12 protein-coding genes and 1 riboswitch are annotated in these 17,387 nt (G+C 73.5%); of the genes, 5 read left to right on the top strand and 7 right to left on the bottom strand.

Annotation, left to right across the window (positions count from 1 at the left end):
* Window positions 1-165 precede the first annotated feature (165 nt).
* Window positions 166-3,504, top strand: a complete 3,339-nt coding sequence (locus tag JQN83_RS21285) for a helix-turn-helix transcriptional regulator (protein ID WP_372444090.1) — start codon at window positions 166-168, stop codon at window positions 3,502-3,504.
* Window positions 3,505-3,683: 179 nt separating this feature from the next.
* Here JQN83_RS21285 and JQN83_RS21290 read toward each other — a convergent pair whose 3' ends face one another.
* Entirely contained in the window at window positions 3,684-4,229 is a 546-nt protein-coding gene (locus tag JQN83_RS21290; protein ID WP_208568900.1) for a DsbA family protein, read from the bottom strand.
* A complete protein-coding gene (locus tag JQN83_RS21295) occupies window positions 4,226-4,723 on the bottom strand; it encodes a redoxin domain-containing protein (protein ID WP_208568901.1) in 498 nt (165 codons plus the stop codon). Before JQN83_RS21295 ends, JQN83_RS21290 begins: the two co-directional genes overlap by 4 nt.
* A 254-nt stretch (window positions 4,724-4,977) precedes the next feature.
* Here JQN83_RS21295 and JQN83_RS21300 point away from each other — a divergent pair, with 254 nt between their 5' ends.
* Together JQN83_RS21300 and JQN83_RS21305 are read left to right on the top strand one after the other, a co-directional pair.
* Entirely contained in the window at window positions 4,978-7,092 is a 2,115-nt protein-coding gene (locus JQN83_RS21300) for a hypothetical protein (protein WP_208568902.1), read from the top strand.
* Between the two features lie 175 nt (window positions 7,093-7,267).
* Window positions 7,268-10,006: a cellulose-binding domain-containing protein gene (locus tag JQN83_RS21305; RefSeq protein WP_208568903.1), complete on the top strand. Its 2,739-nt coding sequence runs from the start codon at window positions 7,268-7,270 to the stop codon at window positions 10,004-10,006.
* A gap of 232 nt (window positions 10,007-10,238) precedes the next feature.
* Here the strand turns inward: JQN83_RS21305 and JQN83_RS21310 are convergent, their stop codons facing one another.
* Together JQN83_RS21310 and JQN83_RS21315 are read right to left on the bottom strand one after the other, a co-directional pair.
* Complete coding sequence (locus tag JQN83_RS21310; protein ID WP_208568904.1) at window positions 10,239-10,637, bottom strand: hypothetical protein; 399 nt, start codon at window positions 10,635-10,637, stop codon at window positions 10,239-10,241.
* Window positions 10,638-10,926: 289 nt separating this feature from the next.
* Window positions 10,927-11,073 (bottom strand): hypothetical protein, encoded by a 147-nt coding sequence (locus JQN83_RS21315; protein ID WP_208568905.1) that lies wholly within the window; start codon window positions 11,071-11,073, stop codon window positions 10,927-10,929.
* Window positions 11,074-11,406: 333 nt separating this feature from the next.
* Here JQN83_RS21315 and JQN83_RS21320 point away from each other — a divergent pair, with 333 nt between their 5' ends.
* Window positions 11,407-11,769, top strand: a complete 363-nt coding sequence (locus JQN83_RS21320; protein WP_208568906.1) for an STAS domain-containing protein — start codon at window positions 11,407-11,409, stop codon at window positions 11,767-11,769.
* A gap of 98 nt (window positions 11,770-11,867) precedes the next feature.
* Complete coding sequence (locus JQN83_RS21325) at window positions 11,868-12,335, top strand: SRPBCC family protein (protein ID WP_208568907.1); 468 nt, start codon at window positions 11,868-11,870, stop codon at window positions 12,333-12,335.
* Between the two features lie 130 nt (window positions 12,336-12,465).
* Here JQN83_RS21325 and JQN83_RS21330 read toward each other — a convergent pair whose 3' ends face one another.
* From JQN83_RS21330 to JQN83_RS21340, 3 genes are all read right to left on the bottom strand, one after another.
* On the bottom strand, window positions 12,466-13,527 hold the full coding sequence (locus JQN83_RS21330) for a coiled-coil domain-containing protein (RefSeq protein ID WP_208568908.1): 1,062 nt from the start codon (window positions 13,525-13,527) through the stop codon (window positions 12,466-12,468).
* Window positions 13,528-13,530: 3 nt separating this feature from the next.
* Window positions 13,531-13,662: riboswitch (cyclic di-AMP (ydaO/yuaA leader) on the bottom strand.
* A gap of 294 nt (window positions 13,663-13,956) precedes the next feature.
* Window positions 13,957-14,871, bottom strand: a complete 915-nt coding sequence (locus JQN83_RS21335) for a cation diffusion facilitator family transporter (protein WP_208568909.1) — start codon at window positions 14,869-14,871, stop codon at window positions 13,957-13,959.
* A gap of 221 nt (window positions 14,872-15,092) precedes the next feature.
* Window positions 15,093-17,210, bottom strand: coding sequence for a HelD family protein (locus JQN83_RS21340; RefSeq protein ID WP_208568910.1), 2,118 nt, complete (start codon window positions 17,208-17,210; stop codon window positions 15,093-15,095).
* Window positions 17,211-17,387 lie beyond the last annotated feature (177 nt).

Raw genomic sequence — 17,387 nt, forward strand, 5'->3', positions numbered from 1 at the left:
AGCCCGATCCGCCCATCCTCGGTGGGGACCGGGTGAACCGGACTCGTCCCGAAGGGGTGAACCGGTCCGGTCCGGGTAACCGCCGCCGACCGGTCCGGAGCGCGTCGACCGGGGGAGGAACGCGCCGGCCGGCCGGGGCGGAACGCGCTGACCGGGGGAGGGCGGATGCCGCAGCAGCACGACAGCGCCGAGGTGCCCGCCGGCCCGCCGCTGCTGGCGTCCCGGCTCACCCCGCCCGCCCCGCCGGAGCCGATGCTGTGGCGTCCCCGGCTGTCGGCCCGCCTCGACGCCGGGGCTGCCGGCACCCTCACCCTGGTCCGGGCCGCCGCAGGATGGGGCAAGACGACGATCCTCACCGCCTGGGCGCGAGCGGCGGACGAGGACCCCCCGGCCTGGGTCCAGGTCGAGGCGGGCGACAGCGGGGAGCGGCTCTGGGCGTACTTCACGGCAGCCCTGCGGGGCACGGCCGAGCCACCACCGCACGCACGACCCGCCGCCCTGCCGGGCGCACCGCCTGCCGGGCGGCCGGGCGCGTCGGCCGCCCAGCCGTCGGCCGCCCAGCCGTCGGTCGTGCCGGTGCGGTCGGAGCAGTTGGAGGTGCTCGCCGCGACCCTGGCCGCCCGGGAACGCCCGGTCCGGCTCGTCGTCGACGACCTGCACCGGGTCACCGACCCGGCGGTGCTCACCGGCCTGGAGTTCTTGCTGCGGCACGCCGACGGCCGGCTGCGCCTGATCGCCGCCGCCCGCACCGACCTGCCACCGGCCCTGCACCGGCTACGGCTGGCCGGTGACCTGACCGAGATCGGCCCCGACGAGTTGGCCTTCACCACCGACGAGGTGGCCGACCTGCTGGTGGCGCACGGGGTGCCCCTGCCTGCGGCGGCGGTCGCCCGGCTGCGGGACCGCACGGGTGGCTGGCCGGCGGGTCTGCGGTTCGCCGCGCTCGCCGCCCGGGGGCAGGCCGATCCGCAGCGGTGGGCGGCCCGGTTCGGGGGCGACCACCCGGACGTGGCGGCGTACCTGCGGGCCGAGGTGCTGGGGCAGTTGCCGCCGCCGGCCTGGGAAGTGCTGCGGCGCTGCGCCGTCGGCCCGGCGGTCCGCGCCGACCTGGCCGACGCGCTGACCGGTCGTACCGACGCCGGGCAACTGCTGGCCGGGCTGGCCCGCGACGGGGGATTCCTGCACCGCGACGACAGCGACCCACCCTGGTACCGACCGCACCCGCTGTTGGCCGACCTGCTGCGCGAGGAACTCGCCGACCTCGCCGACGGGGAACGCGCCGAGCTGCACGGGCGGGCCGCCGACTGGCACACCGACCACGACCGGCCGGCCGAGGCGTTGCGCCACGCGCTCACCGCCGGGCAGTGGGACCGCGCCACCGGGTTGCTGCTGACCCACTGGCCGGAGCTGCTGCCGTACGACCGGGGGACACCGGACGTGGCCCCGCCCGCGCCGCCGCCCGCCGAGGCGGTGCACCGGGACCCGGAGCTGGCGTTGGCCGCCGGCACCGAGCGGGCGTACGCGGGCGACCGGGAGGCGGCGACCGCCCGGCTGCGCGACGCGGTGGCGGCGGCCCGCACGCTGCCGGCTCCGCGCCGTGACCGGTTCCACCGGCTGGCCCTGGCGTTGGAACTCACCCTCGCCCGGTTGGCCGGCGACCATCCGGGGGTACGCCGGGCCGCCGCCCGACTGCTCGCCACCGTCACCGGGCCCGCCCTGCCGCCGCCTCCGCCGCCCTGCCGGCCCGACGTGACACCGACCCACCGGCCGTCCGCCGTTGGCGACCACCCCGAAGCGGTGGCACCGACCGGCGACGACCCCCGGACCGGCGAGGACGTGGACGTCCTGGCGGTGGCCGGCACCGCGCTCGGCCTGGTCGAGCTGGCCGAGGGGGAACTACGGTCGGCCGGGGCATGGTTCACCCGGGCGCTGGCGGCGGCCCGGCAGGCCGGGCGGCCCCGGACCGAACTGGTCGACGCGACCCGCACCGCACTGCTGCTCGCCCTGGCCGGTGAGCTTGCGCCAGCCGAGGAGACCGCCCACGCGGCGCTGGTCATGCCCCCCTGCCAGGGCTGGTCGAGCCGGGTCGACTGTGGCTACGCCCATCTGGCCCTGGCCCTGGTGGCGCTGCACCGGGACCAGCCCACGGAGGCGACCGCCGAACTGGCGGCAGCCGGCGCGGCCATGCCGGGCGAGGCGTCCGGTGCGGGCGGTACGCCATCCGGCACCCCCACGGCCGACGCGGCGTTCGGTGCGCTGCCTGCCCCGGTCGGGTTCGGTGCGGCGTCCGCTCGGGTCGGGGCCGGTGCGGCGGCTGCTCCGGGCGGGGCCGGTGCGGCGTTCGGCGCGGCGGCTGCTCCGGGTGGGGCGGGGGTGGGGGTCGGTGCGGCATCCGCTCCGGGTGGGGCCGGGGTGGCGTTCGGCGCGGCGTCCGCTCCGATCATGGTCGGGGTGGCATCTGGCGGGGGCACGGTCGGTGCGGTGGTGGCGCTGTGTCGGGCGACCTTGCTGCGTGACGCCGGCGAGCCGGCGGCGGCGATCGAGGTGGTGCGCCGGGCCCGGGACGAGCTGACCGGAGCCCGGACCCTCCCCGGCGCAGCGCTGACCGGGGATGGAGCGCTGACCGGGGGTGGGGTGTCGACCGGGGGTGGGGTGTGGGGTGGAGGTCTGACCGGGGGTGGAGAGTCGGCCGGGGACGTGGGGCCGGCCGGGGTCGGGGTGTGGGATGTGGGGCCGGCCGGGGTCGGAGGGGTGGCCGGAGACGGGGTGTGGGGTGGAGGGCTGGCGGGGGGCGGAGGGTTGGCCGATCGGCTGCTCGCGCTGGAGGCGGACCTACGGGGTGAACAGGGGGACCTGGACACCGCGCGTCGGTTGCTCGCCGAGCGGTCCCGGGAACCGGACCCCGACCCGGTGCTGGGCCTGGCGCTGGCCCGGGTGGAGCTGCGGGCCGGCGACGTCCGGGCTGCCGGTCACGCGCTACCCGACTGGGACGCCCCGGACGCCGCCGGCTGGCCGCTGTCGGTACGGCTCGCCACCGGTGTCCTCGACGCGGTGCTGGCCCGGCGGTCCGGTGACGAGCGCCGGGCCGGTCGGCTGTTGGAACGGGTGCTGGACCTGTCCGGCCGACACGGTTACCGCCGGGTGTTCACCCGGGCCGAACCGGAGGTTCGGGACCTGCTCGCCGCCCACCTGGACTCGGGTACGGCGCACTGGCCGGCGGTCAGCGACCTGGTACGCGACGCCGAACAACCGACCGAGCACGGACCAGGTGACCCGCAGTGGGGGCCGGGCGGTCCGGAGCGGGCGCTCACCGAGCCGCTCACGGAGCGGGAGCTGACCATTCTGCGTTATCTCCAGAGCATCCTGTCCAACGTCGAGATCGCCGGTGAACTCTCCCTGTCGGTCAACACCGTCAAGACCCACGTCCGCAACATCTACCGCAAACTCGACGCCACCCGCCGCCGCGAAGCCGTCCGCCGAGCCCGCTCCCTCCGCCTCCTCTAACCCCACCCACCCTCGCCCCCGCCCCACCCCCACCCCCACCCCCACCCCCACCCCGCCCTGCCCCGTTGATCAAGAAGTTTGCGTCAAGTTCGATCTTCAAGTTGACGCAAACTTCTTGATCAACGGGGCTGAGGTGCGTTGGTTGACGCGAACTTCTTGATCAATGTGGGGCGGGTGGGTCAGGGGGTGGTGGTGTCTACTGCGGTCAGGAGGGTGGGGAGGTCCAAGGGGCCCTCGTGACGGTGGTCGCCGATGAAGAGGGTGGGGGTGCCGTTCACCCCGCTGCGGATGCCGCCGGTGAAGTCGTGGCGGACCCGGTCGCCGTACGCGTGCCGGTCGACCTCCGCGTCGATCTCGTCCGGCGGTAGGCCCACCTGCGCCACGCCGAGCGACAGGTGCACCGGGTCGAGTTGGTCCTGGTGCTCGTAGAGCCAGTCGTGCATCTCCCAGAACCGGTCCCGGCGGCCGGCCGCCTCAGCCACCTCGGCGGCCCGCTCGGCGTACGGGTGGAGGTTGGTGATCGGGAAGTGCCGGTAGACCAGCCGTACGGTGTCCTGGCGCTGCCGCAGCACCTCGGTCAGGTTCGGGTGGGCGGCCCCGCAGTACGGGCACTGGAAGTCGCCGTACTGCACGATGGTGACCGGTGCGTCCAGTGGCCCGCGGATGTGGTCGGTTTCCGTCACCGGCACCCGGAGTCGGGCGGTGACCTGCAACGGGGTGCTCATCGGGCCACCACCTGCCGCTCGGTGCCGAGCTGGTCCAACGCGTCGAGGATGCCGTCGGCACCCGGGTTCACCTCGGCGGGGGACAGGTAGCTCCAGGTCACCGTCCCGGCCGGGTCGAGCACCACCAGGGCCCGACCGGCCTGCCCCTGCGGCGTGTACGCCCCGTAGACCCGGGCCACCTCACCCTTGGGTTCGAAGTCGGACAGCAGCGGAAACCGGACGCCCCGGGCCTCGGCGAAGGCCCGGTGTGACCAGAGGCTGTCCACCGAGACGCCCAGCACCACCGCGTCGTACCGCTCGAACTCCGGCATCGCGGCCTGGTAGAGCGCCATCTGGTCGCCGCAGACCGGGGACCAGTCAGCGGGATAGAAGGCGAGCACCACCGGCCGGCCACGGAACTGCCCGGGGCCGGTCCGTCGCCCGTCCGGGGTGGCCGGCAGGGTGAACTCGGGGGCCGGTGTCCCGGGTCGGATCAGTCCGTCGGGTCCAGTCATGCCTCCCACCCTCCGGCAGCCCGGGTGAGGCCGACTCACCCGACCCGGGTGGTCCTGGTCCACCCGGACCCGCCCCGGATCCGATCCGGTAGTCCGATCCCGTCGCCGTCGCCGTCGCCGTCGCCGTCGCCGTCGCCGTCGGATCGGATTCGGACGACGAAGGGGAGCCCGGGCTGAAAATCGGGCGGGTCGCGGTGTCGACAACCGGATCGGACTCGGGCAGTCTGACGGACGGCAAAGGACGGGGTGGAGAGATGGACGTCGATCAGATTCGGGTCTTCGGCCGCCGGCTGGCGGGCGTGTCGTGGCGGGTGGCCCGGCACGAGTGGACCCTGGCGGCGGTCGCCGCGCTGCTGCTGGCCGTGGTGCTGACCTGGCCGACCCTGCGGGATCCGGCGAGCACCATCCCGCAGGACACCGGTGACCCGACGCTCCAGGCGTGGCAGGTGGCCTGGGGTGGGCACGCCCTGCTCACCAACCCGTTCCAGGTCTGGCACTCCAACACGTTCTATCCCGAGCCGTACACCTACGCCTACTCCGACACCCTGCTGGGGTACGCCCCGTTCGGGATGATCGGGGACGGTCCGGTGGCCGCCGTGATCCGCTACAACCTGCTCTACATGCTGACCCACGCCCTCGCCCTGTTCGGGGCGTACGCGCTGGCCCGGCAGGTGGGGGCCGGCCGGGCGGGTGCGGCGGTGGCCGGGGTGTCCTTCGCGTACGCCCCGTGGAAGCTCGCCCAGGCCGGTCACCTGCACGTGATCAGCATCGGCGGGATCGCCCTCGCGTTGGCCATGCTGGCCCGGGGGCACGGCTGGTCGCTGCGGCACGGCCACCGGCCCGACCGGGTCCGCCCCGGGTGGGCGGTCGCCGGGTGGGCGGTCGCCGCCTGGCAGGTCACCCTCGGCTTCGGCATCGGCCTGCCCTTCGCGTACGCGCTGGGACTGATCTGCCTCGGCGTGGCGGTGACGTACGCCGTGGTGTGGCGGCGGCGGCGGTCCCGGCCGGCGGTGCCGCGTGGCCTGCTCCTGGCCGACCTGGCCGGGGGGATCGGCTTCGCCGTGGTGACCCTGGCGATGGCCGCACCGTACTTCGAGGTGGTGGCCCGCAACCCGTCCGGTCGGCGCACGGTGGCCCAGATCGAGATGTTCTCCCCGCCGTGGCGGGGGTTCGTCACCGCGCCGCCGGAGTCCTGGCTGTGGGGGGAGCGGCACGAGGCGGCCCGGGCCACGCTCGGTTTCCCGGGTGAGATGACCCTGCTGCCCGGGGTGGTGCTGTTGTCCCTGGCGATGGCCGGGCTGTTCTTCTCCGCGTGGCGGCTGCGGCACCGGCTGATGCTGGCCGGCGCGGCGTTGGTCAGCGTGGCGCTCGCGGCGGGCACCACGTTCGGCGGTGACGGTAACCCCGGTTACGTGACGCTTGTCGAGCACGCCCCGGGCTGGGACGGGGTGCGCACCCCGGGCCGGCTGGTGCTGTGGACGACCCTGCTGCTGGGCCTGCTCGCCGCCGGGGCGTTGACGGTCCGCGAGCCGGCTTCCCGGGCCGTGCGGGACGGGGAACCGGCACCGGGGCCGACCGGGGGGCAACCACCGGAGCCGGCGGCGGAGTCGGTCGTGCCGGCGGCGGAGTCGGTCGTGCCGGGGACGGAGTCGGTCGTGTCCGGGGCGGGGCCGGTCGTGCCGGGGGCGGTGGAACCGGGAGCGTCGCCGACGCTGCGACCGGCGGACCCGGCCGTCGCGATGGCGGCGGACCGGGGAGCGCCGGCACCCTCGGCGGAGGGGGCCGTACCGGTGCGGGCGGCGGTGCCGGCGGAGGTGGTCGTACCGGGGCAGGCGCAGGCGGCGGCGCGACCGATGCTGCGGTCGGCGGCGTGGTCCGAACCGGCGGCCGAGCAGACGGCCCCCCGGAAGCCGGCCCCGAAGCGGGACGGCGGACAGTGGCGGCTGGCCCGGTTGGCGTTGCTGGTGCCGCTGGTGCTGGTCCTGCTGGAAGGGGTCAACCGCACCCCGCACGTGCCGGCACCGGTGCAACCGGCGGTGCTGCGCGGGCTGACCGGCCCGGCGCTGGTGCTGCCCAGCGACGGTATCCGGGAGTTGCACGTGATGCTGTGGTCCACCGACGGGTTCCCCAAGGTGGTCAACGGCCTGGCCTCGTTCACCCCGCAGTCCCAGGAGCGGATCCGGGCGGCGAGCATGACCTTCCCGGACGCGACCTCGGTGGCGTACCTGCGGCAGGTGGGGGTGCGCACGGTGGTGCTGCTGCCCGGCTGGGCACCCGGCACCCCGTGGGCGGACGTGGCCGCCCGACCGGTGGACGGGTTGGGCATCAGTCGGGAGATGGTCGGCGAGGACGTCATCTACCGGCTCTAATGGCCGAGTTAGTTGGGAGCGCTTCCTAATTCGGCGGCGTACCGGTTACTGTTGGATTCTTCTTCGGCAGCGGGAGCCAAGCGTGCCGGCGGGGAGCCAGGGCAGCTCTTCGCACCCGTCGACGTCCCCATGGGGCCGTCGCACCCTCACCCTGGCATCCCGAGAGGAACCGCAGATGCGGAGAAGTCTCGTCGGCGCGGTCACCACCGTGCTGGCCGCTGCCACGGCCGTCGTGGCCGTACAGTTCACCGTCGCACCATCCACCGAGGCCGCTGCGGCGGCGGCCGAACCGTACAGCTGGAAGAACGTCCGGATCGACGGTGGCGGCTTCGTCCCCGGCATCGTCTTCAACCAGACCGAGAAGAACCTGATCTACGCGCGCACTGACATCGGCGGCGCGTACCGGTGGGAGCAGGCCAGCCAGTCCTGGACGCCGCTGCTCGACTGGGTCGGCGCGGACAAGTGGGGCTACAACGGCGTGGTCAGCCTGGCCACCGACCCGGTGCAGACCAACCGGGTGTACGCGGCCGTCGGCATGTACACCAACGACTGGGACCCGAACAACGGCGCGATCCTGCGCTCGTCGGACAAGGGCGCCACCTGGCAGGCCACCGCGCTGCCGTTCAAGAACGGCGGCAACATGCCCGGCCGGGGCATGGGGGAGCGGCTCGCCGTCGACCCCAACAAGAACAGCGTCATCTACTACGGCGCCGAGGGCGGCAACGGCCTGTGGCGCAGCACCGACTTCGGGGTCACCTGGGCCAAGGTGGCGAACTTCCCCAACGTCGGCAACTACCGGGCCGACCCCAACGACACCACCGGCTACCAGAGCCAGAACCAGGGTCTGACCTGGGTCACCTTCGACAAGAGCACCGGTACGGCGGGCAACGCCACGCAGACCATCTACGTCGGCGTGGCGGACAAGGCGAACCCGGTGTACCGCTCGACGAACGGTGGCACCAGCTGGGAGCGGATCGCCGGTCAGCCCACCGGCTACCTGGCCCACAAGGGTGTGGTGGACCCCGTCGGCGGCTTCCTCTACATCGCCACCAGCGACACCGGCGGCCCGTACGACGGGGGCAAGGGTGACGTGTGGAAGTTCAACCGGGCCACCGGCGCGTGGACGCAGATCAGCCCGATCCCGTCGTCCAGCAGCGACGCCTACTTCGGCTACTCGGGACTGACCATCGACCGGCAGAAGCCGAACACCCTGATGGTCGCGACCCAGATCTCCTGGTGGCCGGACGCGATCTTCTGGCGCAGCACCGACGGCGGCGCGACCTGGAGCCGGATCTGGGAGTTCGGCAGCTACCCGGACCGCACCAAGAAGTTCAAGATGGACATCAGTTCGGTGCCGTGGCTGACCTTCGGGGCCAACCCGGCCCCGCCGGAGGAGTCCCCGAAGCTGGGCTGGATGAACGAGTCGGTGGAGATCGACCCGTTCGACTCGAACCGCTTCATGTACGGCACCGGCGCGACCATCTACGGCAGCACCGACCTCACCAAGTGGGACACCGGTGGCCAGCTCACCATCAAGCCGATGGTCAAGGGCCTGGAGGAGACCGCCGTACAGGACCTGATCAGCCCGCCCACCGGGGCACCGCTGATCAGCGGGCTCGGTGACATCGGCGGGTTCCGGCACACCGACCTCGACGCGGTGCCGCCGATGCTGTTCACCCAACCGGTCTTCACCACCACCACCAGCCTCGACTACGCCGAGGCGAACCCGGCGACGATGGTGCGGGCCGGCAACTTCACCGACGCCGACCGCCCCAACGACAGCCACATCGCGTTCTCCACCGACGGCGGGGCGAACTGGTTCCAGGGCAGCGAGCCGGGCGGGGTCAACAACGGCGGCACGGTCGCCGCCGCCGCCGACGGCAGCCAGTTCGTCTGGGCCCCCGGTGACGCCGGGCAGCAGGTCATCCGCTCGGTGGGCTTCGGCAACTCGTGGACCGCCGCCACCGGCATCCCGGCCAACGCGGTCGTCGAGTCCGACCGGGTCAACAAGAACAAGTTCTACGGCTTCAGCGCCGGCAAGTTCTATGTCAGCACCAACGGTGGGGCCAGCTTCACCGCGTCCGCCGCCACCGGCCTGCCGGCCACCGGGAACGTCAAGTTCAAGGCGGTGCCCGGCAAGGAGGGCGACATCTGGCTGGCCGGTGAGGGCGGGCTGTGGCGCTCCACCGACTCCGGGGCCAGCTTCACCAGGTTGGCCGGGGTGTCGGCGGCGGTGAACGTCGGCTTCGGCAAGGCCGCCCCCGGGCAGACGTACCCGGCGGTGTTCACCTTCGGCACCGTCGACGGCAAGGCCGGCGTCTACCGCTCCGACAACACCGGCGGGGCCTGGGTGCGGATCAACGACGACCAGCACCAGTACGGCAACGCGGGCGAGGCGCTCACCGGGGACCCGAGGGTCTACGGCCGGGTCTACCTGGGCACCAACGGCCGGGGCATCCTGGTCGCCGACCGGCTCGGCAGCAACCCGACCACGCCTCCGCCGACCACGCCTCCGCCGACCACGCCCCCGCCGACCACGCCTCCGCCGACCACCCCGCCGCCGACCACGCCGCCCCCCACCACCCCGCCGCCGACGACCCCGCCGCCCACCGGTGGGTGCGCGGCGACGTACCAGGTGACCGGGTCGTGGCCGGGTGGCTTCCAGGGCGAGGTGACGGTGCGCAACGCGGGCACCGCGCCGATCGCCGGCTGGACGCTCAGCTGGACGTTCGCCAACGGTCAGACGATCAACTCGCTCTGGGGCGGCACCCTGACCCAGACCGGGGCGCGCGTCTCGGTGCGCGACGCCGGGTGGAACGGCGCGCTCGGTGCCGGGGCCACCACCAGCGTCGGCTTCACCGCCAACGTCACCGGCAGTAACACCGTCCCGGCGGTCACCTGCACCAGCCGCTGACGACTATCAACTATCCGACACCTGCCGGCTCCCCCGATCCCGTCGGGGGAGCCGGCGCGTGTCCGGCCTGGGACCCGCCTGGCCTGTGGCTGATCGACTCAGTGGCGGCGGTGGTGCGGCGTCGACCCCGGGTCTCCACCGCAACATCGCCCCAACGGAGTGGATCGAAGACGGCACAGGCCCCGGTCGGCGCCGAAGGGCGCGACCGGGGCCTGTGCGTGCCGTGGGACGGTCAGTCGTCCAGACCGACCGGGGAGTTGGGCCGGTCCACGTCGACGAACTCGATGTCGTCGGCGGCCCGGTCATCTCTGCTGCCGGCAGCCCGCGCGGCGGTGCCGGCGGCCCAGCCGATCGCCGCGCCGACCAGCGCCGCGCTGATCAGCAGGGTCCAGGGCAGGGCCGGGCGGCGGCCGGCGAGCGCGTCGAAGGCGAGCGTGGCCCGTCGGCGTGCCTCGTCGGCGGTCGAGCCGACCAGGTCACCGGCGTCGGCCAGTCCCGAGTCCCGGACCGACCTGGCGGCGTCCCGCACGCTGTCACCGGCGGAGTCGACCGCCGAGAGCAGGTGGTGCCAGGCCTGGTCGGCGATCCGCTCGGGCTTGCTGCGGCGCTCCAGAAGGTTGCTGCCGAACATCGTGATTACCTCCTCGAATGCCGAAGTCTGCGGCCACTTCGGACTTCGACGTCTCTGCGGCTCGTGACGGTACCCGCCCGCCCGCCCGGTCGTCCGCCCGTCCTCCCAGCAGTGCCCCACCCGACCGGGTCGCAAACCCGACGAGGACGGAGCGTGACCCCGGCCGGTGGAAATCACCCCGCCTGGTCGACCCGGCCCGACCGTGACCTCGGACCGGTGGACGGGACCCGGCCTGTCCCGGCCGTGCCGTCGGCCCGGTGACCGCGGTCACCGGGCCGACGGCACGGGGCTAGCGGACCAGGACCACCGACGTCGCGCGGGCGAAATCGTCGCCGTCGTCGTCATCGTCGTCGTCCCCGCCACCGCCGAAGCCGCAGGCGAGCACGAGAGCGAGCAGTGCGCCGACGCCGGCCAGGCCGAGCAGTCTCTTGAGCATCGATCCGTCTCCTCGATCGTGGTGACCCATCTCTCGCCCAGGCTAGGCACCGGGCACAACCAGCGCCGGGAGGCCGGACGGGGCTCGCCGGACCCTCCGCATCCGGCTCGGAGTGGACCCGGACCGCTACTCTGGGACGGTTGGAACGGCCCAGCTGAGCCGTGCGTCGGAGAGAACAGGACCAGCAACGGTGCGGGAAAGGACGGCCCGGTCCGTCCGGATCCGCGAATTGCTCATCCCGAGGGGTGGCGACCGAGGCCGTCGGAGGAATACTCTCGGTCGCGGCCCGCGTACTGATGAGGCGCCCGGGGACGGGCGAGTGGAGGTGCTCGCGTGAGCCTGTCGATCGTGAAGTCGGTCCTGCCGGCCGGTGTCATCGAGATCGCCCCTCGTGGCGAGATCGATGTCGACACCGCCTACGAGGTACGTGAGGCGATCGCCGAGGTGCTGGCCAAGGGCCGGCCCGGCCGGATCGAGCTCAACATGCGACTGGTCACCTTCATCGACTCCGTCGGGATCAGCGCGATGGTCGCCGGGTTCCAGACCGCCGAGGTCAGTGGGGTCAAGTTGATCGTCACCGAACCGAGCCGGTTCGTGCACCGGCAGCTCTGGGTCACCGGTCTGCTCGGTCTCTTCGGCGCTCCGGAGCCGTACTTCGCCGGTGCCGCCACCCCCGAGGTGCTGCCCGGCGCCTGACCGCACCACCGGCCCCGCCTGAGCCCGCTGGCCTGGGACGTTGCCAGTCCGTCCCGGGTGCGGCACGATCGTGCGACCGACGACGGTCAGGAGGCCCGGTGGTCCGGCGGGAGAGCTTCAGCTACACGGTGCAGGCGCGCTGCGCACAGGCGGACGCGGTGGCGCTGTTGAGCGACCTGTCCCGGCAGGAGGAACTGCATCCCCTGATCGTCCGGGTGCGGCGGTTGCCCGCCCGGCCGGGTGCCCTGGCCAGCTATGCGGTCACCGACCGGCTGGAGTTGGGGCCGCTGCGGTTTCCCGTCACCTATCAGGCGGATGTGCTGCAGGTCGGCGACGACGAGATCGTGACGGTGGCCCGACAGCAGCCGGGCACCACGGTCCGCAACCACACCCGGCTGCGGACGGAGGGTGACCTGCTGCGGATCGACGTGGAGATCACCCTCGCCGCGCCTGCACCGTTGTTCGGGTACGCCTTCCGGCAGGCCCGCTCCGCTCACCTGGGGCTGGCCAGCCGGCTCGGCGCGGTGCTGGACGGCCGGGCCGGCGACCCGTCTGCCGCCGGCTGACCCGGGGCCGACCTGCGACACCGGGCCCGACCCTGCCGTCGGGCGGTGTTCCGGTGGCCCGTATGGCGGTGTTCCGGTTGGCTGTCGGCGGTGTTCCGGTGGCCCGTCGTGGACGGGCCACCGGGCCAGCTCAGTACATCGACAGGTGCACGTGGTTGGTGTGGTCGCTGGACGGGTCGCCGTTGCCCCCGCTGTACGCCTTCCAACCGCTGCTCGGCAGCCAGATCCGCTTGAACCAGATCACGTAGAGCACGCCGAGCCGGTCGGCGTTACGGATGAAGTAGGCGGCGAGGTTGTTGCCGTACGTCCGGTCGCCGCCGCTGGCCACCCCGCCGAAGCCGTTCTTCTGCGCGGCGAAGTCGCACGCGCGGCCCTTGGGGTGTTCACCGGAACCACTGGGACGGTGGCAGGAGACGTACCGGGTGAAACCGGCCGCCTTGGCCTGCTGGAGGGCGTTGAGGGTACGCGGGGTGATGCAGCCGTTGGCCGGGGTCGGGTCGTTGACGCTGCACGACTCGGACGGCCAGGAACCGTCGGAGTTGCGGGGCGCCCCCTTGGCGTTGCTGCTGGACGTGCCCTCCGAACTGCCGGAGTCGTTGGAGGAGGTGGGGGCCGGCTTGTCGGCGGCGGCCACGGCCAGCGCGCGTTCGGCCTGATCCTTCCGCTTGCCCATGGTGGCGACCTGCTTGCGCTGCTCGGTGATCTCCCGACTGACGGCGGCCCGGGTCCGGGCGGCCTGGTCCCGGGTCTCGATCATCTTGCGCAGTTCCTGGTCCTCCCGGGCCGCGACCGTCTCCAACGCCGACGCGCGGTCCATGAAGCCACCGGGGCTGTTGCTGTTGAGCAGGGCGGACATCGGCCCGAGGCGGCCGGTGCGGTAGGCCGCTCCGGCGATCTCGCCGACCTTGCCGGTCTGCGTGACCAGCTGGGCCTCGATGGTCTTGAGCTGGCCGTCCAACTCCTGCTGACGTCGGGTGGAGCGCTCGAGGGCGGTCTTCGCGTCGAGCCACCCCTTGCTGGCCGCGTCGAGCTGGTCGCGCAGGGCCGGGGTGCCGCCCTCCTCGTCGTCGCCGGGGGCGGCGAGGCGGGTGGTGGGCGCGGCGACGGCCGGGCTGAACGGCGCGGACGACACGCCCAGGGCGAGCGCCGTGACGACTGCGGCCAGTAGTCGCGTGGTGGTGCGTACGTGCATGTGATGTCCTTCCGTCAGCCGCCGACCGGGTTAGCTGACGGGTTCGGGACGGAAGATCCCTACCGCTGACGCGGATGCACCCCAGGAACGTGGTTCCCCGGTTCGCCCTGGTGGGCGATTAGGCGGCGGCCACTGCCGGCGCCGGTGGGCGCCGCCTGGCGGTGGCCGGAGCCGAGCCTACCGGTACGCGTGGGACAGCTGCCTACCTCGTGACTGAGGGTACGAGAGTGAATACTGCCAAAAGGTGCGAACAGCGCAAATTGCCGTTGATCTACAGCGCGATTCCCGGAGAGTGAGCCGGACCACCGGGCAGAGACGGCGACCGGGTCGCGGGCGGTGGGCTGCCGGGCAGGAGGCGGTGGCCGGGTCGCGCAGCGCCGGACCGCCGGGCGCGAGACGGCGGCCCGGTCGCAGGGCGGCGGCCGGGGGTCACCAGTGGGTCGGGCCGCATGCTCCGGGGGTCGCTCGGGGCTCGATCTGGAGAGTGGCGTGCTCGATGTGGAAGTCCTCCCGCAGGGCGCCACGGGCGGCGGCGAGCACGGTGCCGGCCTCGGCGTCGCCGGCCAGGGTGAGGTGGGCCGAGGCGACGTCCATGCCGGAGGTGAGCGTCCAGACGTGCAGGTCGTGCACCTCGGCGACGCCGGGCACGGCGGTCAACCGGTCGTGTACGGCGGTCACCGGGAGATGCTCCGGGGCAGCCTGCACCAGGATGCGCACCGCCGCCCGCCCGAGCCGCCAGGTGCGGGGCAGGATGAACACGCCGATCGCCACGGCGACCACCGGGTCGGCCCACCACCAGCCGGTGCCGGCGATCAGCAGCGCCGCCGCGATCACGCCGAGGGAGCCGAGCAGGTCGCCGACCACCTCCAGGTACGCCCCGCGCAGGTTGATGCTCTCCTTGGCCCCCTCGCGCAGCAGGCCGAACGCGACGAGGTTGGCGAGCAGGCCGAGCACCGCCACCACCAGCATCGGGCCGGTCAGCACCTCGGGTGGCTCACCGAACCGGCGGACCGCCTCGATCAGCACGTAGATCGCCACCCCGCTGAGCAGGACGGCGTTGGCCAGCGCGGCGAGCACCTCCAGCCGGTAGAGGCCGAAGGTGCGCTGCGGGTCCTGCGTGGCCCGCCGGGTGGCGGTGATCGCCGCCAGGGCCATCCCGATGCCGAGGACGTCGGTGAACATGTGGCCGGCGTCGGAGAGCAGGGCCAGTGAGCCGGTGCCGAACGCGGCCACCGCCTCGACCACCATGAACACGGCGAGCAGTCCGAAAGCCGCCCAGAGTCGACCGCGGTGCCGGTGTGCGGCGTTACTGACCGTCGCACTGTGGTCATGACCTGCGCCCACGTCCACACCTTCCGTCGCCGCTGCGGACCCGGTCCAATCTATGCTCACATCGCTATGTATGCAAGTGACGGCCGGGCCTTCGGCCAGGAGCGACAGCAGGGGCCTTCCACCCAGCACGAAGCGGGGTCGCCGACGACCCAGCACGACCAGCGGGGTCGCCGACGACCCGGAAACGTCGGTGGGGCCCTCGACCAGGGGCCGGGCCGATCGGGGCCGGTGGCTCAGCCGGTGGGGTCGATGGTGGTGAGGCGCTGGGTGGCCCGGGACAACGCGACGTAGAGCGTCCGTACCCCCGAGCCCGGATCGGCCCGGATCTCCCCGGGGCAGACCAGCACCACCCCGTCGTACTCCATGCCCTTGGCCTGGAGACTCGTCACCACCTGAAGCCGCGCCCCGCCCCGGTCGCCCAACCAGCCGGCGACCTCGTCGCGGCGCGGCACCGGCGTGATCACGCCGACCGTCCCGGCCACCTCGGCCAGCACCGCGTCCACCGCGTCCACCGTCGCCGGGGCCAGCTCCGCCGCCGGCACGTGCAGCGCCACCGGCTCCACCCCGGTGGACCGCACCGCACTCGGCAACTCCAGGTCGGGATAGAGCCGGCGGATCTCCGCCGCCGCCACCGCGAAGATCTCCGCCGAGTTGCGGTAGTTGGTGGAGAGCGTGAACCGGTGCCGCCGCCGCCGGCCCAGCGCCTGGTCCCGGGCCCGGTCCAACTCCTGCTGGTCGCCCGTCCAGGCGGTCTGCGCCGGATCACCCACCACCGTCCAGGAGGCGAGTCGACCACGCCGGCCGACCATCCGCCACTGCATCGGCGAGACGTCCTGCGACTCGTCCACCACCACGTGCGCGTAGTCCCGGTAGTCCTCGGGCCGTTCCCGGGCCGCCGCCCGGGCCGCGCGCTGCCGCTCACCGAACGTGCTCAGCTCCCGCACACCGCCGGCCAGCTGGAACGGGTCCCGGTTCGCCTTCTTCGGCCGCACCGGCCGGCCCAGCAGGGCGTCCAACTCGTCGAGCAGGGCGATGTCGGCCACCGTCAACCCCTCGACGTCCAACGACCGGTACGCCGCGACGAGCAACCCGATCTCCGCCCGGGAGAGGATGCCGGCCGCGTACCGGTGCAGCCGGTCCGGGCGGGCCAGCCAGCCCAGCACGTGCCGGGGATGCAGCCGGGGCCACCACGCCTTGAGGAACTCCCGGAACTCCGGTCGCTCGATGATCTCGTCCTCGAAGGCACGCTGCTCGGGCAGCCCACTGACCGCCGACCGACGGGCCTGCGCGTAGAGCGCGGCGAGCACCCCGTCGAAGCCGACCCGGCGCACCTCGTTACGGCGGGCCCCCCGGTGCAACGCCCGGTCCCGGATGCCGTCCAGCTCACGCCGCTCCAACCGCAGCAGCGTCCCCCGGTAGAGCAGCCGCAGCTCCTGCGGGCCGTCCGGCACCGCCTCCCGGGCCGCCCGCTCCAACACCCGACGCATCCGCAGCGAACCCTTCACCGCCGCCACCTCGGGCCCGTCCGTACGGGTCGCCGACATGCCGGGGAACAGCGACCCCAGCGAGTGCAGGGTGGCGGTCTCCTCACCCAACGACGGCAGCACCGAGGCGATGTACTCCACGAAGACCGCCGACGGGCCCACCACCAGGATGCCGCCGCCGCCGTACCGGCTGCGGTCGGCATAGAGCAGGTACGCCGCCCGGTGCAGGGCCACCGCCGTCTTCCCGGTGCCCGGCCCACCGGAGACGATGGTGACCCCCGAACCGGGGGAGCGGATCGCCTCGTCCTGCTCCCGCTGGATGGTCGCGATGATGTCCCGCATCCCCCGACCGGTCGCCCGGGACAGGGTCGCCAGCAGCGCCCCGTCACCCACCACCGGCATGTCCGGCGGGGCGGCCTCCGGGTCGAGCAGGTCGTCCTCGATCCGGGTGACCTTCTCGTCCGACGAGCTGATCGTGCGCCGCCGCACCACGCCCAGCGGCTCCGCCGGAGTGGCCCGGTAGAAGGCGGCGGCGGCCGGGGCCCGCCAGTCCACCACCAGCGTCTCGGCGTCGTCACCGCGCACCCCGAGCCGTCCGACGTGCAGCACCTGCCGGTCGCGCAGGTCCAGCCGGCCGAAGACCAGCCCCTCGTGCTCAGCGTCCAACAGGTGCCGCCGCTGCGCGGCGTGGAACACCATGGCGTCCCGCTCCACCAGCGCACCGAAGGTACCGACCCCGGCCATCCGGTAGCCGTCCCGCTCGGCGCGGGCCGCCGCGCGACGCAGCTCGGCGAGCCGGGCGTACACCCGGTCGAGATGCCGTTGTTCGGCGGCGATCTCCTGTTCCAGGGTGGTCTGGTCGGTCAACGTACCGGCTCCTGTGCGACGGCGACGCCGGGCACGGGTGCATGCCAGGCGGAATGAGGGTACGGGCACCCACCCACCCCGCGTCGGGGCGATACCCGTCCGGCGACCTCCACCACCTCCACGGGGCCCCCGGCCGGTGGTCCTTCCCCGTCCCGGACCGACCGGGGAAGTGGGTGG

The sequence above is a fragment of the Micromonospora antibiotica genome (assembly GCF_017599305.1).
Taxonomy (GTDB): Bacteria; Actinomycetota; Actinomycetes; order Mycobacteriales; family Micromonosporaceae; genus Micromonospora; species Micromonospora antibiotica.